The 20,636-nt window shown below is 43.2% G+C and carries 13 protein-coding genes; 10 read left to right on the forward strand and 3 right to left on the reverse strand.

Features of this window, described 5'->3' with window-relative positions:
* Positions 1-8: 8 nt before the first annotated feature.
* The 6 genes from ACS8FA_RS22150 to ACS8FA_RS22175 all read left to right on the forward strand — a co-directional run bounded on the left by ACS8FA_RS22150 (position 9) and on the right by ACS8FA_RS22175 (position 11,814).
* Entirely contained in the window at positions 9-905 is an 897-nt protein-coding gene (locus ACS8FA_RS22150) for a 16S rRNA (uracil(1498)-N(3))-methyltransferase (RefSeq protein WP_439265439.1), read from the forward strand.
* A 153-nt stretch (positions 906-1,058) separates the two neighbouring features.
* Positions 1,059-2,771 (forward strand): putative bifunctional diguanylate cyclase/phosphodiesterase, encoded by a 1,713-nt coding sequence (locus ACS8FA_RS22155; RefSeq protein WP_439265441.1) that lies wholly within the window; start codon positions 1,059-1,061, stop codon positions 2,769-2,771.
* Positions 2,772-3,386: 615 nt separating this feature from the next.
* The gene (locus ACS8FA_RS22160) at positions 3,387-5,180 is read left to right on the forward strand and encodes an acyl-CoA dehydrogenase C-terminal domain-containing protein (protein WP_160022714.1); all 1,794 of its coding nucleotides are present in this window, start codon (positions 3,387-3,389) and stop codon (positions 5,178-5,180) included.
* 348 nt (positions 5,181-5,528) lie between these two features.
* Positions 5,529-7,313: an acyl-CoA dehydrogenase C-terminal domain-containing protein gene (locus tag ACS8FA_RS22165; protein WP_160022712.1), complete on the forward strand. Its 1,785-nt coding sequence runs from the start codon at positions 5,529-5,531 to the stop codon at positions 7,311-7,313.
* 237 nt (positions 7,314-7,550) lie between these two features.
* Positions 7,551-9,995, forward strand: coding sequence for a site-specific recombinase (locus ACS8FA_RS22170; RefSeq protein ID WP_439265444.1), 2,445 nt, complete (start codon positions 7,551-7,553; stop codon positions 9,993-9,995).
* An 880-nt stretch (positions 9,996-10,875) separates the two neighbouring features.
* A complete protein-coding gene (locus ACS8FA_RS22175; RefSeq protein ID WP_102093031.1) occupies positions 10,876-11,814 on the forward strand; it encodes a bile acid:sodium symporter family protein in 939 nt (312 codons plus the stop codon).
* A 184-nt stretch (positions 11,815-11,998) separates the two neighbouring features.
* Here the strand turns inward: ACS8FA_RS22175 and ACS8FA_RS22180 are convergent, their stop codons facing one another.
* Together ACS8FA_RS22180 and rsmA are read right to left on the reverse strand one after the other, a co-directional pair.
* Entirely contained in the window at positions 11,999-12,835 is an 837-nt protein-coding gene (locus tag ACS8FA_RS22180) for a symmetrical bis(5'-nucleosyl)-tetraphosphatase (protein WP_439265446.1), read from the reverse strand.
* A gap of 141 nt (positions 12,836-12,976) precedes the next feature.
* Entirely contained in the window at positions 12,977-13,840 is an 864-nt protein-coding gene (gene rsmA, locus ACS8FA_RS22185) for a 16S rRNA (adenine(1518)-N(6)/adenine(1519)-N(6))-dimethyltransferase RsmA (protein WP_439265448.1), read from the reverse strand.
* A gap of 520 nt (positions 13,841-14,360) precedes the next feature.
* Between rsmA and ACS8FA_RS22190 the strand changes: the two genes are divergently transcribed.
* The gene (locus ACS8FA_RS22190) at positions 14,361-15,140 is read left to right on the forward strand and encodes a transglutaminase-like domain-containing protein (protein WP_439265450.1); all 780 of its coding nucleotides are present in this window, start codon (positions 14,361-14,363) and stop codon (positions 15,138-15,140) included.
* A gap of 161 nt (positions 15,141-15,301) precedes the next feature.
* On the opposite strand, the gene pdxA is transcribed toward ACS8FA_RS22190, so the two are convergent.
* Positions 15,302-16,402 (reverse strand): 4-hydroxythreonine-4-phosphate dehydrogenase PdxA, encoded by a 1,101-nt coding sequence (pdxA, locus tag ACS8FA_RS22195; RefSeq protein WP_439265452.1) that lies wholly within the window; start codon positions 16,400-16,402, stop codon positions 15,302-15,304.
* Positions 16,403-16,700: 298 nt separating this feature from the next.
* On the opposite strand from pdxA, the gene dnaB reads away from it, so the two are divergent.
* From dnaB to argF, 3 genes are all read left to right on the forward strand, one after another.
* The gene (gene dnaB, locus ACS8FA_RS22200) at positions 16,701-18,104 is read left to right on the forward strand and encodes a replicative DNA helicase (protein ID WP_057760393.1); all 1,404 of its coding nucleotides are present in this window, start codon (positions 16,701-16,703) and stop codon (positions 18,102-18,104) included.
* A 178-nt stretch (positions 18,105-18,282) separates the two neighbouring features.
* A complete protein-coding gene (gene alr, locus ACS8FA_RS22205; RefSeq protein ID WP_439265454.1) occupies positions 18,283-19,389 on the forward strand; it encodes an alanine racemase in 1,107 nt (368 codons plus the stop codon).
* Between the two features lie 217 nt (positions 19,390-19,606).
* Positions 19,607-20,527: an ornithine carbamoyltransferase gene (argF, locus tag ACS8FA_RS22210; RefSeq protein ID WP_165597694.1), complete on the forward strand. Its 921-nt coding sequence runs from the start codon at positions 19,607-19,609 to the stop codon at positions 20,525-20,527.
* The last annotated feature ends 109 nt before the right edge of the window (positions 20,528-20,636 follow it).

Consider the following 20,636-nt stretch of genomic DNA (forward strand, 5'->3'; position numbering starts at 1 on the left):
AAGACCACGTGCGACGTTTTTTTTATGCCGTTAACAACGACAATACTGATACCTCACCACTGCCTAAATTGGGTGAGTTACCGCTAGGTAGCAATGTCGAATTGCCAGATAGCGTTGTCCATCACTGGTGCCGTGTACTACGAGCAAGTATTGGTGATCAAGGGATCTTGTTCGATGGATTTGGCGGCGAATATACAGTAGAGCTACAGGCAATCAGTAAAAAAAATGCCACTGCTACTTTGCTTACACATATAGACGACGATCGTACGCCGCCTACTATCACTCAGATTGGTTTGGTAATGAGCCGCGGTGAGCGTATGGATTATGCTATTCAAAAAGCAACTGAGCTTGGGGTAACTGCTATTCAGTTGCTCAGCAGCCACCATGGCGAAGTCACATTAAAACCTGCTCAAGTTGAAAAGAAACTGGCACATTGGCAACAAGTAGCGATTGCAGCTTGTGAACAATGCGGTCTTAATCGTCCGCCCTTCATTCTTGCGCCACAATCTATCAATGAATGGCTAAGCAATACCAATTCTGATGCTAAGACTACTGAGGCTATGGCTACTGACGTTACAAAGACGCAAATGGCCGTCAGTTCTATCGTTTCTGTGCTTAGTCATGATCCTTACTATCAAGTATTAGCAAACGCTGCAGATCTATGTATGCAAATGAGTGTACCAGCAGCAGGACAGCCTGCTATGCCTAACGCTTTACCCGATACTCTCAAACAACAGACCCCTTATATCAAACTGTTGATCGGGCCTGAAGGTGGTTTGAGTCACGATGAATGTCAGCAAGCGGAGAGTGTTGGATTTGAGCCTTGGCAAATTGGAACAAGAGTCTTGCGTACCGAGACTGCACCCGTGGTCGCACTGTCTACCTTGCATGCATTAAGTGTTTGATAAAAATGATAAATAATGGAATAACAATAGCATTTTAGATCATTTACACCTACTATCTAAGAGCCTGCTGTTTTTTATTTGTCACTGATTAAGCATGCCTTGATAGTTCAATTCTTATTTCCTATAAGCCATTCTCTTTTGTGAGATCTTATTATGAGCAATTTTGAACCCTTGTCAGTATTGACCAAACAACAATTAATGACCGAACTGTGCGAACGCCTCGAAGATGCCATATTTATATTAGATAGCAATTTACGCTATCTATCTGTTAATGCCAGCTATGAGCTTATGATAGGCTATAAAGAGGCCTTTTTGGTTGGTCGACCACTAGGTATTTATGCTGCTGAGTTTTTATCAGTTGAAGAACAGTCTATTTTAAGAGACATCCATCACAACTTAGATGAGCACGGGTTTTATGAGCTTGATTTTTCCATGGCCAATCGCTATGGACAGACATTAGATTGCCATATCACCTACCGTAGAATCCATATCGAGCAAGGCACCTACCATGTTTGTATGATACAAGACCTGTCTTCGGCGGTGAAAGACCAAAAACAGCTCGCACATTTGCTCAACTACGATCAATTGACAGGACTGCCTAACCGAAAAGTTTTTTTGAATCAGACCAGCGATATATTATTAGACAGTTATCAAGAAGTGGTGGTGGTACGTCTGAATATCGATCGCTATCGCAATCTTTCGAGCTTGTTAGGACCTGAAGGTACCAATAAATTAATAAAGAACTTTGTCTCAGGTGTCGAAGCACTCAAATTAAAAAATTTACGATGTTTCTCCCACTTTGGTGGTGACGACTTTGCCTTGCTGTTTGAATATAATGACGCCAACCTAGTACGCCATCAGCTAGACACACTCATGCAAATGTGTGAACGTCCTTTTTCTTTAGGAAAAAATCAAGCTGCTGACAACAATATTTATTATCACGTATCTATTGGCGTCAGTTATTTTCCAAAAGACGATTGTGATGTCATAGAACTACTGACCAAAGCTGAGAAAGCCTTACAATATGTCAAACAACATGGCGGGGATGACATCCGCTGGTATGATGATGCCATTGAAGAGGATACTGCAGGCAGCTTACAACTCGAGGCTGAGCTTAGGCTGGCTACCACAGCAGGTCAGTTTGTCCCCCACTATCAGCCAAAATTCTCATTAGATACTGGTGAGATTACAGGATTTGAGGCACTCGTGCGTTGGCAGCATCCAACTCGTGGACTATTAAAGCCCATACACTTCATCGATGCTATTCTCACTCATAAGCTGTCGTTTGAGCTGTTTTCACAAATGGCCATTCAGATTGCAAAGCAGCTGTCAATTTGGCAGCAGCAAGGATTCTCTCAGCATGTTTGTATCAATGCGGATGCCGCTGAATTTAGTCATCCTGAGTTTTTTTCGATGGTAAGTGGCTTGCTGGTGGAGCATGATATTGCCGCCCATCAATTGCATATTGAGGTGACTGAATCTTCTTTGATTCAACGCCACGATAATGTAAAAAAACAGCTTAACTCGCTCAGAGAGCTTGGCGTACGTCTAGCGCTCGATGATTTCGGTACTGGTTATGCATCATTGAGCTACTTGCAAGAATACCCATTTGATTTTATCAAGATCGATAAGAGCTTTATCTCCAATATTGAAACCGATCGTACCCAGCATGCGATTGTAAAAGCCATTTTAGACTTAGCAGTCGCTTTAGACATGCAGGTCGTTGCTGAAGGTATCGAAACTGAGCAGCAGCGTGATGTGTTGTTAGATATGGGTTGCAAAGTTGGACAGGGCTATTGGTTTAGCAAACCTGTGGCTGCTGATGTCGCCACTGCGATGCTGATTCAACAAAATGCTTCTGAGTAAACGCTAAGCTATTCGCTATAATTTATAACTTATAACTTATAACTTATTAACCATAAGCAACTATGTTCAGACTCCTAGCATACGAGCATGTTTAATATTTATCACGTTTATATCTGTGAAATAACTTACATGCTCGGTTTTACCAAATAATGTTGTAATTTATACTAATGCGTTTGTCTTTCTGGCGAACGCTATTTTTTTGCCTGTCGTTTTTTCACGTTAATATTAATCATATAAAGGACTATCTGTCTTAGTAACGTTAGAGTTTTCATATGCTTAATGCTGCTGTTTCCTAGCGCCTAACGTCGATTGCATAACCGATGCAAGATAGGTTCATGACTTATCAGTCCTGTCACCAAACTTGTATAATCACCTATGAAAGCCTATCTTTTATAGTGAATTTGTTAGAGCACATTTAATCTCTCATTGACTCTGACAATCACCACTCTTTTTAACACTAGTTTATGTAATCGATAGCATGGTTGACTTGCTTTACTGTTTATCCTTTATTTAGATTTTCAGATTGGCTAGGTAAGAATAACGCACTAGAGGATAGTGCGACCATATGCTCATTATTAGCTATGATCGGTTACATTCCAAAAAGGACAGGAAGTTATGCAATACAAAGCGCCCTTACGTGATATCCAATTCGTTATGCATGAACTACTCGATAGTGAAAGCCACTACAAAACTTTGCCTGCGTTCCAAGAAGCTGACCGCGAGCTAATGGACAGCCTATTTGAAATGGCTGCAAGCTTTGCTGAAAACGAACTGTCACCATTGAACCAAAGCGGTGATGCTGAAGGCTGTAAGTTTGACAATGGTAAGGTCACCACGCCAAAAGGCTTTAAAGAAGCTTATGACGCGTATTGTGAGCTTGGCTTCCCTGCTTTATCTGCTGAAGAAGATTTCGGTGGGCAAAATATGCCGTTTTCATTGTCTACTGTCATCAATGAAATGGTTGGTACGGCTAACTGGTCATTCTCTATGTACCCTGGCCTATCACATGGTGCTATTCAAACCATCGAGCATCATGGTACTGACGAGCAAAAGCAAACTTATTTAGAGAAAATGGTCACTGGCGAATGGTCAGGCACCATGTGTCTTACTGAAGCGCATGCGGGTTCTGACTTGGGTATCATCCGTACCAAAGCCGAGCCTAAAGAAGATGGTAGCTATAGCATCACGGGGCAAAAGATTTTTATCTCTGCTGGTGAGCATGACCTAACCGGTAACATTATCCACATTGTATTGGCTCGTCTACCAGGCGCGCCTGCTGGTACCAAAGGTATCTCACTATTTATCGTTCCTAAAATGACGGTTAACGCAGATGGTAGCGTTGGCGAAAGCAACAATGTCGTTTGTGGTTCTATCGAACACAAGATGGGTATCAAAGCCTCTGCAACTTGTGTCATGAACTTCGATGGTGCAACGGGTTACTTGATTGGACCTGAAAACCGTGGCCTACAGTGCATGTTCACCTTTATGAACGTGGCACGTATCGGTACTGCTGTACAAGGTTTGACTGCAGCAGAGTATGCATTCCAAGGTTCATTGACTTATGCAAAAGACCGCTTAGCGATGCGTTCACTATCAGGTACGAAAGCACCAGAAAAAGCAGCTGACCCTATCATCGTACATCCAGCTGTTCGTAACATGCTATTGACTGAAAAAGCCTTTGCTGAAGGTGGTCGTGCGCTAGTTTATTATCTCTCACATTTTGCAGATACCGTTGCAAAAGGCGAAGGCGAAGAGTTGAAGTTTGCTGACCAAATGTTATCACTACTGACACCAATTGCTAAAGCGTTCTTGACTGAAACAGGTTTAGAAGCTGCTAACCATGGTATTCAGGTTTATGGTGGTCATGGTTTCGTTAGCGAATGGGGTATGGAGCAGAACGTACGTGATACGCGCATCTCTTGCTTATACGAAGGTACCACAGAGATTCAAGCACTTGACTTGTTAGGCCGTAAAGTCTTGGGTTCACAAGGTAAGCTACTTGCTAACTTTGTAAACGTTATCAAAGAATTCTGTGAAGAAAACAAAGAAAATGACGAGATGGGTCAGTTCATTCGCCCACTTGCCAAGCATCTTAAAGAATGGGGCGATTTGACTGCACGCATCGGCATGCAAGCAACTGAAACGCCAGATGCTGTCGGCGGCGCTGCAGTAGACTATATGTATTTCAGCGGTTATGTCACTCTAGCCTACTTATGGGCACGTATGGCACTGGTTGCTCAGACTGCTATCGCAAACGGTACTGGCGAAAAAGCATTCTATGACGCTAAAGTTAAAACAGCTCAGTTCTACTTTGCTAAGCTATTGCCACGTACGACTACGCACGTACAGCGTATCAGCACTGGTGTAGAGCCATACATGAGCATGGACGTTGATCAGTTTGCCTTTTAATTAAAGCGCTAAACTTTGCAATCGTGTAATCCTGAGCGGCAACATACTTCGGTGTGTTGCCGCTTTGTTTTGCGTATGCTTATGACGACTATCGACATAGTTTTAACAGTAGCAACTATCTATAAGCACCGACCTATCTACCTTCTCACATTATAGTTATCAGCGAGGTGTCTATAAGCACTTCAATAGCCGCTGCTAACTTTTGGTGTACGCACAATTCACGAAGAAATACACTCGCTCACAAGCTTATTTGTTAAACTTTGATTATTAATCGCTAAGGTTATACCAAGAGAACAGTTGATAATCTTAACAACTTCAATTTTAATTATTTGAACCAAAGGAATGTTTATGGCTGTTTATAATGCCCCTCTTAATGACATGCGCTTTATCTTAAATGATGTATTTAAAGCGCCAGAGTTTTGGCAAAACAACGAAAACTTGGCTCATGTTGACATGGAAACTGTCGATATGATTTTAGAAGAAATGGGAAAACTGTCAAAAAACATTCTACTTCCTATTAACCGTAGCGGTGATGAAGAAGGCGCAACTTTCGAGGGTGATGGCGTCGTCACGACTCCGACAGGATTCAAAGAAGCCTATAAGCAATATGCTGAGTCAGGCTGGGTCGGCTTAAGCGGTAATGCTGAATACGGCGGTCAGGGCTTCCCTAAAATGGTTACCATGCTCACCGAAGAGATGGTTTTTACTGCTAACCAATCATTTGCTCTGTATCCAAACCTAACGGTTGGTGCGACGCTTTGCTTAAATGCGGCCGGCTCTGAAGAGCAAAAGCAAACTTATCTAGAAAAAATGTACAATGGCGAATGGGCTGGCACCATGTGCTTGACGGAGCCGCATGCTGGTACTGATTTGGGTATTATCAAAACCAAAGCTGTGCCTAATGATGATGGTAGCTATGATATCTCTGGTACCAAAATCTTTATCACTGGTGGTGAGCATGACCTTACTGACAACATCATTCATTTGGTATTGGCAAAAACACCAAATGCACCAGAAGGCTCAAAAGGTATCTCGCTATTTGTCGTACCAAAATTCTTGGTCAATGCAGATGGTAGCTTAGGCGAGCGCAACACATTAGCGGTAGGCTCTATCGAACATAAAATGGGTATCAAAGCCTCTGCGACTTGTGTCATGAACTTTGATAACGCCAAAGGCTGGATGGTTGGCGCGGAAAATACTGGTCTATCATCTATGTTCATCATGATGAACTACGAGCGTGTCACTATGGGCTTGCAAGGCCTTGGTGGTTCTGAGCTTGCCTATCAAAATGCAGCGTTATATGCCAATGACCGCGGTCAAGGCCGTAGCGATACTCAGCTACAAAGCCCAGAAAAACCTGCTGACGCTATTATTCATCATGCTGACGTCCGTCGTATGCTATTGAACGCCAAAGTAAACACTGAAGCATCGCGCTGTTTTGCGATGTATGTTGCCAAAAACCTTGATGAAGAGAAATTTAGTACCGATCCTGAGTCAGCCAAAGCGGCTGCAGCTCGTGTTGCTCTATTAACACCAGTTGCTAAAGCGTTCCTGACTGATAAAGCACTAGAAGCCACTGTTGATTGTCAGCAAGTATTTGGTGGTCATGGCTATATCCGCGAATGGGGTATGGAGCAGATCGTTCGTGATACCCGTATTGCGCAGATTTATGAAGGCACCAACGGTATTCAAGCGCTTGACTTGTTAGGTCGTAAAGTTGCTCGTAACAACGGCAAGTACGTCACTCACTTCTTGGGTGAGATTCGTGACTTTGTTAGCAACATGCAAGCAGACCACGCTATTAAACAAGCTACGTTAGATGCAGCGGATACCATCGAAGAGCTAACCACAACTGTGCTTAACAACATCGGCGAACGCAAAAACGAAATCAATGGCTGTGCGGTTGACTACATGCATGCGTTTGGCTACCTCGCCTACTCGTACATGTTTGCGTTGATGGTAGAAGCTGCTAATGGTAAAGAAGGCGAGTTTTATACCAATAAAGCCAAGCTTGCTGACTATTTCGTCGGTCGTGTCTTACCGCGTATCGATGCTCATGCACAGATGGTCAAAGCTGGTAGTGACCCAATGATGAACTTTGATCTTGCTTATTTTGATGTTCCTGCAAGCTAAGCTAGCTTTACAACTCACCTAAAATACCTTGATTAAAAGGACAGTCGTGTTACTGTCCTTTTTTTTGTCAAAATAACTGCTAACAAAATAATTCAATATCAATAGGCAGTTCCGATTAAAATAACGCAAGACAAGATGTCGCTCGACTACAATTGAACGATTGGTAAACATTACTCAACTACTTATACAGACTTAAATAATAAAAACGATTGAAACAACCATGATAAAGGGTGCGACGTGTCAGAATTAAAACGCATTTTACAACAGATTACCGCCTTGAGCGACGTGCCAGATCCTGCGGTACTCAAACGCTTGATTGATGAGCTACGAGTCAGTGATAAAGAACCTGCATTGGCCAACGAAAAAATTCAATCCCTTATTGATATCATACATCAGCATCCAGAATATGGAGATGGGCTGTCTAGTTTTGTACTAAAACTGATTATCCAATATCGACAAATTGCGCTATATACCGACACTGGTATTATGTCAGACCAAGGATTCTTCAACAGTTTACGCCGTTTGATTGGCCATCGGTTTTTACCATTATTACCACAAGATGACTCTGTCGTTGAACTGGTGGGCTACTTATTTAATAAACGCTCTGATGAACGCTGGCTTGCCAATATTGAAAAGGAAAAATGGGACAAACTGGTTGAGCTGGTGCGCGTAGAAGAGAAACATTTAAATCTAGTCGCTACCGCAAAAAACAGTATTTTAAACGCTATTATTATTTTGTCTTATCGCATCAGCGGTATCGGCTTGCATCCTGATTTGATGGAGTCCTATCCACAAATACTGAACTACTCAGCATCTTTTGTTGCACAAAATCAAGAAGCCGTACTCTTCGTCAATCAATATCGTCAAGCACATGAGCTTGATACCTTGACAGATATCACGCCCGAGCAAGCAGTCGACCCTGCACCCCTATTGGTTATGCTTGAACAGTGCGAAGATATCGTCGCTACCGTACGCAAGCGGATTTATAAAACTGGTATCTCTATCCGTTTGACTAATATGATGCTGCGTTTAGATCAAAGTTTGCAGCGTATGCGGATTTTGACTGAGTTGGTCACAGATGATAATCAAAAGCGAGATCGCGCTGTTATTGAACTGATACAGGCGCTTATCACTACGGCTAATCAGCGCTATAGTATTGGTTATTTGATTGATAATAATACTAAACTGCTCTCTCGTAAAGTCACAGAAAATGCCAGCCGCGTCGGTGAGCATTATATTAGTACCGACAAAGCTGGCTATCAAAAGATGCTCAAAAAAGCCTCTATTGGTGGCTTTGTCATTGCATTTATGGCAACTATAAAAATACTGGCGTATCACTTAGCGCTCGCACCCATGGGTCGCGCGTTCATCAACAGTATGATTTATGGTTTGGGCTTCGTATTTATTCATGTTATTCGCGGCACAGTCGCGACCAAGCAGCCAGCCATGACCGCGGCTGCAATCGCTTCTACCATATCTGAAGGCTCTGGTAAAAAATCACATCAGTTGACTAAGCTATCAGAATTAGTCGTCGATATCTTGCGCACCCAGTTTATCGCTATCATGGGTAACGTCATGTTAGCCGTACCCGTCGCCTTGATTATCTCTTTTGCTTGGTTGCAATATACTGGCGCGCCAATGATCGATACCGAAAAAGCAGGACACCTGTTACATGATCTCGACCCCTTTCACTCATTAGCACTACCCCATGCTGCCATTGCGGGGGTTTACCTGTTCTTATCTGGTTTGATTGCCGGCTACTACGATAACTTGGCAGTTTATAACAACGTAGGCGCGCGTATACAACGTCACAAATTATTAAAATACATATTGCCTAGTTCATGGCTTCAGCGTTTAGGCGGCTTTATAGAGGCCAACTTGGGCGCTATCATGGGTAACTTCTTATTCGGGGTGTTCTTAGGTAGTACCGCGACTATCGGCTATATCTTCGGCTTACCAATTGATATTCGTCACATTGCCTTTGCTTCAGCAAACTTGGCACACGGACTATTCAATATATCTGCTGATGACATCAGCTGGAGCCTCATCCTAATTTCTATACTTGGCGTGGCACTTATTGGTCTGGTCAACTTGATCGTTAGCTTTTCGTTGGCACTGTTTGTCGCCCTACGTTCTAAAGAAGTTCGCTTTTTTGAATGGAGTCGCCTCACAAAACTGGTATTTGGCCATATTATTAGTCATCCATCTGATTTTTTCTGGCCACGTGATAAGCCTATGAAATATGCGCGTATCGATAGTCAGGGTCACATGATATTTGATGATACCTCCGCACAAAAAAATGGCAAATCCATACCGAGTAATTATGTGGTAAGGCGTTTGTCTGATGTCAGAATCCTGCCTGAATCTAAACATGCTGATGCTCAACATTCCCAGACAAACACCGACATCAACTATGAAAAGCAGCCAACAGATGAGCATACGCAGCCGTATAGCTCTCCTGAAAAGGTAATGGATTTGGACGATGGTTTAGTCGATGACGAGCTAAACAGCGTTCCTTATACCGATGACATCCAATACGATAAGGTCACCAAAACGATAAGTGCGGTTGATAGCGACGTTGTTAGTGATGATCCACACCATACTGACTCTGATGACAAGCAGACTGGTGACGCAAAAACACCTTTACCAAAACCTAAAAAACCACCAAAGCTACCTAGTTAAATAGGTAGTTGCGGTGGGTTTTTGCTCGATCGACTGTTGTTACTAAAATTATTTGTCATAACGTCTGTTATCAGAGTATGTTCGATGCGCTATAAAGGTAGCGAAGCATTGGCTATATAATTAGCATTCTTTTGTCTATCATCCTAAATTGTACTAAATTAATTGACCACAGACTTTGATCATAGGAAAGAAAATGTCGTTCTTTTATCCTAAAGATGTAGATTTTATGGAGATGTTTGGATGCGAGAGTCATATAGATAATGATGGTTTGCTAGAATCCACATTCATTGATACACAAAATAAAAAATGGTTTTTTCTATCAGTGATATTCAGAACTCAATATCTGCTTATATATATCAAGATGAAGCATTAATATTTAAGATATATGAAGAAGGAGCGATGAGGGTCATGATATATGAAAATCAGATCATTATAGAATATCTGAATTATCAGGATTTATACGCTAAAAGACTTACTATTATTGATGTGTATCCAATATTTTAAATTGACCACTCTACTCTGATAGACAAGGATATGAACCAGCTAAACTAAATACTTTAAAGGTATTATCATATTAAGATGTACCTACAGCGAACCAATCAGGTGCTTTCACTGGTTCGGTACCCTAGTGAGGACTTGAATCTTTGGCTGTAGGCTAATGGTATCGGTATATTGAGTTATTTAGGTAGTCGCGGTGTACTTCGTTGTGTACTTACCATACATATTCTATCTGTGATCGATGCGCTATACAGGCATCAATGTGGTAGGTATATGAGACACCTCGGAATTTTAATACTCTCTAAGATTGTTGGATATCAAACAATCCCAGCGTGGTTCAGCATATGTATCAAAAAAACATTTTTTATTAGGAAAGGCCATGCTGCTTAGTTTTATTGCGCGCCATAGCACATTAATTATGCCAGTTTGTGCAATTATGGGCTTTGTTTTTCCAAACTTATCCAATGCAGTATTGGTATATTTACCCCAAATATTGTTCTTCTTGATGTTTTTTACTTTACTAGGCATTGACCAATATGCACTTTTAAAGCGTATAGCGACAAGCTATGTATGGGTTTTTGCCTTGTTACAAAGCGGGGGCATGAGTCTAGCTTTAATAGTAATTGCTTATGCACTCGGTGTACGTGGCGATTGGCTATTGGCGATTGCAGGTCTTGGTGCCACTGCCCCATTATTCGGTAGTGGTGCGTTGGTCAATGCGGTGGGATTTGATGCACAACTGGCGACGGCAAAAACTATCGCTGCTACGCTCGTTATGCCCTGTACATTATTAGGCGTATTATGGCTATTAGGCGATGAAAGTTCGAATTTAGACGTTGGTCTTTATGTCAAACGCTTGTTAGTTTATATTTTCATGCCAATGGTGCTAGCTGTGGGAGTGCGTCGGTTTGTTCCACCTGCTATTTTGTCACGTTATTATCCCAAAATTGGGCAGTTTAATATTTTACTGCTGATGTTGTTTCCACTGGGACTGATGGCAGGATTTCGTACTACGTTTGACCATAATCCCTGGCAAGCGTTGTTATTACTAGTGCTAAGTTCGGTATTGGCATTGGTGTTTTATTTTACCGCTTATATAATATATCGGCGTTTTGGCTATGAGAATGCTATTGTCGCGGCGCTGGTATGTGGCGGACGCAATGTATTACTTTCTTACACCATAACTGTACCCTTTATGGGTGCGGTGTTTCTACCGTTACTGGGTGCTTTTCAATTACCAATGTTTTGCTTACCCTTACTGGGCAAATATATGGCAAAACGCCATACAACTAGGCCTATGGATTTAAAATCAAGTTTTTGAACAGCCAGACTGTTAATAGATGATTTATCGTTTAAAGGATTTATTTTTTGAGTATACCCCAAGGGAACCATCTAGTTAGGGTCATTAATCAATTAATAGACCACTTAAAACAGACTAGTATAATGGAACTACTTATAACAGACTGTTTATTTAGCCTTATATATTAAGACGCTTATAACCCTCTTTATGGACTCGGGCACTGTGCGCTTGAAGTAAAAACCTTGCCGTCACCCAATCGATAAGCCAATAGATAATTACCCCACACGCAGCCACCGTCGAGTGCGCGCGCATGTGGCAAATCAATTTCGCCTTTTAGCGCAGCCCAATGTCCAAATAGTATCTTACGAGTGCGCGGTACTTGCCACTCAAACCAAGGCAAAAAATCGGTTGGCATAGCCTCATCTAAACCTGCTGAAAAGCTAAACTCAAGTGACCCGTCCTGCTTACACAAGCGCATACGCGTAAAGTAATTAGCAATTGCACGCATCTTGGTAAATCCTTCGATACCTGCATGCCATTCATCCGCTTCTTTGCTATATAGATTCGGCAGCAATTGATCGAGCTGATTCAAATTACTTTGCAGCTGAGCTTCTAATTGCTGTGCGTATCCTGCAGCGGCTTCAATACTCCAATGCGGTGGAATCCCTGCATGTACTAGCACCGTGTGCTCATCAGGATAGGCTAATATCGGCTGCCTACGTAACCATTCGAGCAACTCATCACAGTCAGCCGCAGCAAAGATAGGTGCGGTTTTGTCTTTATTTTTAAGCTTGGCGGCCCCGCGCCAGACTGCTATCAAATTAAGATCATGATTGCCCAATACTGTTGCCGCTGCGCCCTGCTCACACAACGCTTTGACATGGCGCAGCGTGTTCAATGAGTCCTCGCCGCGTGCTACCAGATCACCAGCAAACCATAATTTGTCTTGGGCAGGATCGAAATCCAGTGTTTTTAGCAATTGTAGATACGCAGCATAGCAACCTTGTAAGTCACCGATAACATACTGATGGCGAAAACTCATAATACCTCAACGATTTAAACACGATAGTTAAAGACAGCTCGATAAGAAATAAATACCTAAGCACTAATCATAAAAATAAAGCATAAAAAACCGCCATTATAATTGACGGTTAGTAGCATGCTATTATTCATTGAAAATACATTATACGTCTAGCTGTTGTGAATGATTGCTTAGGTTCACAAAGTCTGTGACGCTTAATGTCTCAGGTCGTGCCTGTGGATCGATACCACAAGCTGCAAAATCGTCTTCGCTCAATGTCGGCAGCAACGTTGATTTTTTGAAGATAGCACGTAGCGTCTTGCGACGATGGTTAAAAGTCTCACGTACGACAATAGCAAAATGCTCTTCATCATTTGCGACTACTGGTTTGTTGATATGCGGCGTCAGGCGGAACACAGCACTGGTCACCTTTGGTGGTGGATTAAACGCACCGCGAGGAACGGTCAGCAAATAATCTGTATCACAGTGGTACTGCATGATGACCGATAGGCGGCCATACGTCTTGCTGCCCACATCGGCCGTGATACGCTCGACCACTTCTTTTTGCAACATAAAATGCATGTCTTGAATCACATCGGCATAGCTAAGCAGATGAAATAATATAGGCGTTGAGATGTTATACGGCAGGTTACCCACCACCCGCAGCTTACCGCGCTCTTCACTATATAGCTCACGATAGTCCACATGCATCGCGTTGTCTTTGATAATCTCAAAGTTTGGGTGGCTATTGGCACCGATACGAATACGCAAGCTATCTGCCAAATCGCGATCCAGCTCCACCACGGTCATCGCATCCACTTCTGCCAATAATGGCTCGGTCAATGCGCCCATACCAGGCCCAATCTCGATCAAATTGTCATCGTGCTCTAGACGAATACTTTCGACGATTTCGCGAATGACGCTAGTATCATGCAAGAAGTTTTGGCCAAAGCGCTTACGCGGCTGATGTTTGGCAGCACGTAAGCTGTTAGAAATAGTTTGAGCATCAAATGAAGTTTTGGACATAAAAGAGTCTTAATGTATAAAAGATAAATGGGCGATGATAATGTAATGGCAGCGATATACTGACTTTATAATGGTGAATTATACCACAGCTCATAATTAGGCTGTGTTTTTGAATAATTATTATCGATAGACGAGCCATGCTTTCGAGTAACCGGCCCGGTAACTTTTTACCTCTACATTCATATAATATAAACTCTGACTATGCTAAATAGTAGCGTCAAATCAAGTGCTAGCAGACAGAAACAGGTCCAAAGATGGCGACATCATAACGATTGCGGCGTAAAACTAAATCGATAATTAAACGATTTTTAACGCTTCTTGGGTTTAATAAAGCCCCACTGCATAACGCAATTGGTTATGTTTCACCTTTTGAGTTTGAAAAGCGCTATTATGATAATTTAACCCTGTCAGGCATTGCTGTCTGACTCCAGTAAAGTAAGCCAGTCTCTGATATGGTCGAGGCAGTTTAGCCCTACGCGATCGTCAGCCCGCCAGATAAATACCCTTAGGGAACTCACATATGATTCTGAAACTTAACGTCACCCTCCATTATCGACTCTCAGAGCCAATGGATCTTTTGCTTCAGATTGAAGCTGCCGATCTTGCGGATCAACGGGTACGGTCAGCCGAGATTTGGACATCAGACGTTGCGCATTTTTCACGGGTTACCGCCGATGATGGCATAGGAGAGCGGATTTGGATTCATGCTGAAGGGGATTTTAGCTGCACTTATCTCGCAGAAATCGCCGTTGACCGTCCTGCCTTAGACATATCGGCACTGTCCCAAACGCCCCTGCATCTTTTGCCCGGAGAGACAATCAGGCATTTGATGCCGTCTCACTATTGCCCGTCAGAACAGTTCCATGCCTTCGTGGACGCCGAGTTTGGCAATCTCGCTGGCGGCGCACGGATTGCCGCGATGCGTGACTGGATCGAGTCGGCATTTAGCTACGTACCCGGATCAAGCCATGCACAAACCACCGCGCTTGACAGCTTTGCTCAACGTCAGGGCGTATGCCGCGACTTTGCGCATGTTCTCGTAACACTAGCGCGCGCGTCGTCGATACCAGCTAGGTTTGTGAGCGTTTATGCGCCCGATGTGACACCACAAGACTTTCATGCCGTGGCCGAGGTCTACCTTGAAGGAAGCTGGCATCTCATTGATCCAACGGGTATGGCAGGTGCCGACACAATGGCCCGCATCGGTGTTGGGTCCGATGCGTCAAACGTCGCGTTCTTAACCTCGTTCGGATCCATGGAGCTGGTCAATCAATCGGTATCCGTCACTAGACAAGCTTAGGGTCCTGACCCTGGGATTGTGGGCCTGCGCTTAAGACAGATGCTGTTCCTCATGCACGATATAAACTTTACTAAATCGTCTTAGGCGGCTGCCTTTTTAGATAGGCATTACTGATAATAAAATTATTAAGTACTACGTGAAAAATATCTATAAGCACTGACTTATACAGCAGGTACATCGATAAGTGATTTATCAGCCATCTCATTAGCCATATTTAGTGCTTGATATAAACTGGTCGCACTCGCACCGCCGCTTCCTGCCAAGTCTAACGCCGTACCATGATCGACGGAGGTGCGGATATAAGGTAACCCTAAGGTTAGATTGACCGTGTCACCAAAACCGTGCGATTTTAATACTGGCAATCCTTGGTCGTGATACATGGCAATGACCGCATCACAGTTTGTTAAATGTCTGGTAGTAAATAACGTATCCGCTGGCATCGCCTCTGATATATTGACGCCTGCATGGATGAATTCTTGCAACACGGGATTGATAATCTCAATCTCCTCACTTCCCAAGTGCCCGCCCTCGCCTGCATGTGGATTGAGGCCGCAAACCAAGATACGAGGCTGCATGAGACCAAACTTCTCTCTCATATCATCGATGACAATTTGTACCGTTTGGCGTACATTATCGGCAGTAATCGCAGCAGGGATGTCCTTTAATGGTAAATGCGTAGTGACAAGCGCTACTTTCATCGCTTGATTGGCCAGCATCATGACGACCTTCTCACAACCACTTTGCTGCATAAAAAACTCAGTATGACCACTAAACATAGTGCCATCTAATAGCTTGATACCAGCATCTATCAACGCTGATTTTTGCAATGGTCCGGTGACGATGGCAGCGACTGTATTATTGATTGCCAGTTTATGAGCAATATCTAACTGCTGAGCCACCATCACTGAGTTAGCAATATTGATTTGCCCGCAGACAACGAGTGCGGCACAAGGGATATTCAGTAGAATAAAAACACTATCAGCATCTATATTCTGCTTTGATATCTGCTCTACCAAGTTAACATCGAAGTTATCGGCATTTACAGCTGTATTGATAGTATGCCAACTAGGTATGCTTTTGAGCACGCCAGCCGCGACCAACTCCTCTGCGCGAGTTTGCATGGCTTTAGCATCAGCAGTCACCCAAATGGGACGGTCAAAATCTTGCAGCTTGCCCTCTGCTGCTAGTCCTAGTACTACGTCCATGCCAATACCTGCAGGCTCACCTGTAGTGATTAATAGCGGGCGCTTTTCTTCTGTCATAACAATAGCCTTGTGTCGTTCAAATTACTGATTTAATTATATTTATAATTATTATTCTAAGTTTTTATACTTAGATATTGTATGGTATTTCTTAGTTCATGAAAAACAATCACTTCAGATTTAGTTCTTTATCAAGTCTAAAAAACCACATTATGTGTTAAACTTTCGCATCTGATTGTAGCATTTACAGACAAACCTGAGACCGCGTTTTGGTACTTCTATCGTAGAGGCGCGCTATGTTTGTATTGCTCTATCATCGACATCCTTTTTCATACCCATTTTAACTCATTAGGCACTCATGGCAGAAAACGACAAAACCGACGACTTACTCAATCAGACACCGCCGCACAATATTGATATTGAAAAGGCATTACTCGCGTCTTTGATGAGTATCGAAGAGGCGTACGACAAGATTGCCGATATTGTCACCAAAGATGACTTTTATGCTGGGCGACATCAATACATTTTTGATGCCATTGCTCATTTGGCGGCAGTGAATGAGCCTTATGATACGGTCATGGTACACGACTGGTTAGAAGCGCAAAAGCTACTAAAAGGCGCAGGTGGTGACAGTTATTTGGCCGATATTTTGAGCCAAAGTCCTGCGACCTTATTTAACCTGACTGCCTACGCCCAGCGTGTGCGTGAACTATCAACGCTGCGTCAACTAATTACCACTGGTAATGACATGCTGACGCTTGCCTATAATCCAAAAGACCAAAGCGTTAGTGACATTCTCGATAATGTCGAAGGTAAGATATTTAGTATCAATGAGCAGCATAATAAACGCGCGGAACAGCGCGGACCTGTTGGTATTACCTCTGTCTTGACCAATGTTATCGATAAGATTCAAGAGCTCAAATCCAATCCCGATGGCATGATTGGTTTGCAGACACCATTTGCCGAGCTGAATAACAAAACCCAAGGCCTACAAGCAGGTGATTTGATTATTGTTGCTGCGCGTCCTTCGATGGGTAAAACCACTTTTGCGATGAACTTGGCAGAAGGGATTTTGTTTAATGAAGATTTGCCAGTCGTCGTGTTTTCGATGGAGATGCCTGCCGAATCTATCGTGATGCGTCTGCTGTCCTCATGGGGCGCGATTAACCAGACGCATCTGCGTTCTGGGCAAATGAATGAAGATGAATGGGCAAAGATGATGAACGCCATTCAACACTTGCAATCAAAGCATTTATATATTGATGATAGTACTGCCCTACCGCCGTCTGAGATGCGTTCTCGCTGCCGCCGTATCGCCAAAAACCATGATGGTCGCTTGGGTGCCATCGTAGTCGATTACCTGCAGCTGATGAAAGTGCCCAGTCTAGATGGTAACCGTGTTGGCGAGATTTCTGAGATTTCTCGTAGTCTAAAAGCACTGGCGCGTGAGCTTGAATGTCCAGTGATTGCGTTATCACAGCTTAACCGTAGTCTAGAAAACCGTCCGAATAAACGCCCTATTATGTCAGATCTACGTGAGTCTGGTGCGATTGAGCAGGATGCCGATTTGATTATGTTCATCTATCGTGATGAGGTTTATAATGAAAACTCGGACCATAAAGGCGTGGCGGAAATCATCATTGGTAAACAGCGTAACGGTCCTATCGGTACTATTCGTCTAGGCTTTGAAGGTCAATTTACCCGCTTTATCAATCTAACGCCAGAGTACTATCAAGGCGTGAGTTTTGAAAATGATGAGTAACTAACCTTATAAAATTTAACCCTAACAAAGACTAAGCCTTATATAGACTCAGTTTCAATTATAGGTTAATGAATAATTTTACATAACCAGTTTTAATACAATAGCCAGTACCGCATCAACTCAATCGATGCAGTACTGGCTTTATAACTTCATAATTCTACTCATACAGAAGGCGATTATGCGTACAATCACGATAAAACCAAAAGCCCTTACTCATAACCTAAATCAAGTCAAACAACGAGCACCTCAGTCTAAGGTATTGGCTATGGTCAAATCCAATGCTTACGGACATGGCGTGGCGGCAGTCTTGCCGGCCCTGCAGCAAGCAGATGGTATCGGTGTCGCTACGTTGACTGAAGCGCTAGAAGCCAGACAGTTAGGTTGGGAGAAAACCATCGGTCTAGTAGAAGGTGCGTTTACCGCCGATGAGTGGCAACAAGCGATTGATCATAATATTAGCTGCGTGATTCACCACGGACCACAGCTAGAATGGGCACTACAAAACATCCCGCCAGCTAGCAGTGCAACTAGAGTGGCTTGGCTCAAATACAATACGGGTATGAACCGTTTGGGTTTTAACGCTGAGGGTGTGCTTTCAGCAGCTAAGCGTTTGCATGAAGCAGGTTATCAGCTGATCCTAGCCACGCATTTTGCCAATGCTGATGACCACGATCACCCATTAAATGCCATGCAGATTGAGCGTTTCTCAAGCGTGCTAGCGACTTTGAAAGACACCATTAGCCCAGATATCCAAGGCTCATTATGCAATTCTGCTGGTATCGTCAACTTCCCAGAACACCATTATGATTGGGTACGTCCAGGCATTATCTTATACGGTAGCTCACCTGTCGTCGATAAAAGCGCACAAGAATTAGACTTACAGCCCGCGATGGAATTTAGTGCTCAAATCATTGCTCTACAAACCGTTAGCGCAAATGATGCGATCGGTTATGGTAGCCGTTGGCGTGCGCAGCAAGACACCAGAACCGCTTTGGTCAGCGTTGGGTATGGCGATGGCTATCCACGTGTGGTCACTGATGATGCGTATGTCACTGTGATGGATGCTAACGACAACCAAAGCTACCGCTGCCCAGTGATTGGGCGCGTGGCGATGGATATGATTGTCATTGATATCAGTAGCGCACCTGAGAGTCTTGCTATAGATAGCAAGGTCATGCTCTGGGGCGATGCGCCTCGTGTCGATGAAGTTGCAGGTCATGCTGGGACGATTAGCTATGAGCTGTTATGTCGCCTTAGCATACGTCCAAACCGTACACAGGCATAATCATTAGCGGTACAGTCATTAGCGTACAAGGTATCGTGGCTTGCTAATGTGATTTCAGTCTATTTGGCAAGCCATTTGATCTTGATAAAAATGAACGTTTACATTGAAAGTAAATACGCTATACTAAAAGTTTGTTGTCAACCCAGTATACGCACTGACGCGATGCTATTGAAGACTGATGACGTTTCACTGACTGCGATCGACTGCTAGGATTACTATGAGTTTGCGCCATTTTTTAACCTTATCTGATTTAACCAAACAAGAACTAGAAAACTTAATCAAACGCGCAAGCGAATTGCGTAAGATGCAACACGCAGGCGAGATATACCAGCCTTTTGTTGGTCGTACGCTTGGTATGATATTTGAAAAATCTTCAACGCGTACCCGTATCTCATTTGAGACGGGCATGGGTCAATTTGGTGGTAACGCCATATTTTTATCACCAAACGATACACAGCTCGGTCGCGGCGAGCCACTAGAAGACTCAGCACGCGTGATTTCTAGCATGGTTGATATCATCATGATTCGTACCTTTGGGCATGAAAAAGTTGAAACCTTTGCTGAATACTCTAGTGTGCCGATTATCAATGCGTTGACCGATGACTATCATCCATGCCAGTTGCTTGCTGATATGCAAACCTATTACGAGCATCGCGGTAGTATCGAAAATAAGATCGTCACGTGGGTCGGTGATGGCAATAATATGTGCTCATCATTTATGCAAGCTGCCAATCAGTTTGGTTTTGAATTACGTGTCGCAGCGCCTTATGGGTTTGAGCCTGATCCGAAACTTATGGAGCGCTTTTCACACTGCGTCAGTCTGGTAGAAAACGTACAGGACGCGGCAAAAGATTCTAACTTAATTGTCACCGATGTGTGGGCAAGTATGGGTCAAGAATCAGAGCAAAACACACGTGCACGTCGTTTTGCCCCTTATCAAGTGACGCCGTCTCTATTAGACAAAGCCGATCCTGAAGTGGTGTTTATGCATTGTTTGCCAGCGCACCGCGGCGAGGAAATCTCTCATGACATGCTTAATGACCCACGCTCTGTCGTATGGGATGAAGCCGAAAATCGTCTACATGCACAAAAAGCATTGATGGAGTTTTTGCTAAAAGACAAAATCAAGTTATCTTAATCACTTGCATACCCTCATAGCTAAGCAAAGTAAGTTACTTGTAAAGCAAGACACAAAAAAGGCAGACTATATATTAGTCTGCCTTTTTTATTATTCAATTTTTAGCAAG

The sequence above is a fragment of the Psychrobacter sp. 1Y1 genome, assembly GCF_051847395.2.
Taxonomy (GTDB): domain Bacteria; phylum Pseudomonadota; class Gammaproteobacteria; order Pseudomonadales; family Moraxellaceae; genus Psychrobacter.